At 71.7% G+C, this 2,396-nt stretch carries 1 pseudogene; it reads left to right on the forward strand.

The window, feature by feature from the left end:
* Positions 1-2,246 (forward strand): annotated as a pseudogene (ligA, locus tag B7X32_RS20355) (NAD-dependent DNA ligase LigA); the annotation flags it as partial.
* Positions 2,247-2,396 lie beyond the last annotated feature (150 nt).

The following is a 2,396-nucleotide window of genomic DNA, read 5'->3' on the forward strand; positions in this document are numbered from 1 at the left end:
AAGGACGCGTACTACGGGCGCGACACCTCGCTCGTGGACGACGCCACCTACGACGGCTGGATGCACCGGCTCGAGGAGATCGAGCGCCTGCACCCCGAGCTGCAGGGGCAGGACTCGCCGACCCAGATGGTGGGCGCGGCCGAGGCGACGGGCCTGCAGACCATCGAGCACGCCGAACGCATGCTCAGCCTCGACAACGTGTTCTCGCTCGACGAGCTGCGCGAGTGGGCGGCGAAGACCCGCGCCGCAGCCGGTCGCGACGTCGCCTGGCTCACCGAGCTCAAGATCGACGGTCTCGCGATCAACCTGCGCTACGAGCGCGGCGTGCTCACCTCCGCCGCCACGCGGGGCGACGGGCGGGTCGGCGAGATCGTGACCGAGAACGCCCTGCGCGTCGCGGGGATCCCCGAGCGCCTCAGCGGCTCAGGGCACCCTGCGATCGTCGAGGTGCGCGGCGAGGTCTTCATCCCGGTCGCCGCCTTCGAGCGTCTGAACGCCGCGCAGGCCGCGTTCCGCGATCGTGCCTATGCCGAGGCGCTGGAGCGCTTCCAGTCCCGTGGCGGCGCCAAGAAGCCCTTCGACGAGGAGAAGGCCCGCACGGCGGCCGCGCGGCGCTTCCCGTCCTTCGCGAATCCGCGCAACGCCGCGAGCGGAGGGCTGCGCCAGCAGCTCGACAAGAAGGACGGCATGGAGCTCGAGGCCGGGATGCTCCGCGTCGATTCCCTCGCGCTGTACGTGCACGGCATCGGCGCGTGGCCGGATCCGCCCGTCTCCGCGCAGAGCGAGGTCTATGAGCTGCTCGCGGAATGGGGGCTGCCCACGAGTCCGCACACCAAGGTCTGCGCCACGATCGATGAGGTCGCCGAATTCGTCGCGTACTACGGCGAGCACCGGCACGACATCGAGCACGAGCTGGACGGCATCGTCGTGAAGGTCGACGAGCTCGACCTGCACGACGAACTCGGCGCCACGAGCCGCGCGCCGCGCTGGGCGATCGCCTACAAGTACCCGCCGGAGGAGGTGCAGACCACCCTCCTCGACATCGTCGTGTCGGTCGGCCGTACCGGGCGCGCCACCCCGTTCGCGGTGATGGCACCGGCCCACGTCGCCGGAAGCGTGGTGCGTCAGGCCACGCTGCACAACAAGGACGTGGTGAAGGCCAAGGGCGTGCTCATCGGCGACACGGTCGTGCTGCGCAAGGCAGGCGACGTGATCCCCGAGGTCCTCGGCCCGGTGGTCGAGCGGCGCGACGGCTCCGAGCGGGAGTTCGTGATGCCGGAGCGCTGCCCGGAGTGCGGCGCGATCCTCGCGCCCGCGAAAGAGGGCGACATCGATCTGCGCTGCCCGAACACGCGGTCCTGCCCTGCGCAGGTGCGCGGCCGCGTCGAGCACATCGGATCTCGCGGCGCGCTCGACGTCGAGGCGCTCGGCGAGGTCACCGCGGCCGCCCTCACGCAGCCGAGCCACCCTGCGGTGCCGCCGCTGGAGACCGAGGCCGGCCTGTTCACGCTCACGCTCGAGCAGCTCGTGCCGATCGAGGTGGTCGTCCGCGACGCCGAGACGGGCCTCCCGAAGGAGGACGAGGACGGGATCGTGAAGACCCGTGCGCCGTTCCGGCGCAACCCGACCGCGGCCGAGAAGAAGGAGGGCGTCAACGCGTCCCAGCCTTCCTCCCAGGCCGTCAAGCTGCTCGCCGAGCTCGAGAAGGCCAAGACCAAGGACCTCTGGCGACTGCTGGTCGCGCTGAACATCCGCCACGTCGGCCCGGTCGCCGCGCGCGCACTGGCGCAGTGGTTCGGATCCCTGGATGCGATCAGGGCCGCGTCCCGCGAGGAGCTCGCCGCGGTCGAGGGCGTCGGCGGGATCATCGCCGACTCCCTCCTGGACTGGTTCACGATCGACTGGCATCAGGAGATCGTGCAGCGCTGGGCAGACGCCGGCGTGCAGTGGGCGACACCGGGGCACGCCGGGCCGGGAGCCGCGGCCGCGGCGGGCGGGGTCCTCGACGGGCTCACCGTCGTCGCGACCGGATCCTTGACGGCTATACCCGAGAGGGGGCGCAGGAGGCGATCATCCAGGCCGGAGGCAAGGCCGCGTCGAGCGTCTCCAAGAAGACCGACTTCGTAGCCGCGGGGCCCGGCGCCGGATCCAAGCTCGCCAAGGCGGAGGAGCTGGGGGTGCGGATCCTCGACGCGGCGCAGTTCCACATGCTCGTGACCCAGGGACCCGACGCGCTCGACGCCTGAGCGCGCGACCACCGGGGAGGAGCGGGGGATGACGGGCGGGATCGATCTGCTGCCGACGGTGATCGGAGTGCTCGTCCTCGCCGCGATCGCCACCTCAGCGCTGCTCGCCTTCCGGGTGCCGGGACGGTGGACTCCGGCGCTCGCGGTCCT

Source organism: Microbacterium sp. 13-71-7, from assembly GCF_002257455.1.
In the GTDB taxonomy this organism is placed as follows: domain Bacteria; phylum Actinomycetota; class Actinomycetes; order Actinomycetales; family Microbacteriaceae; genus Microbacterium.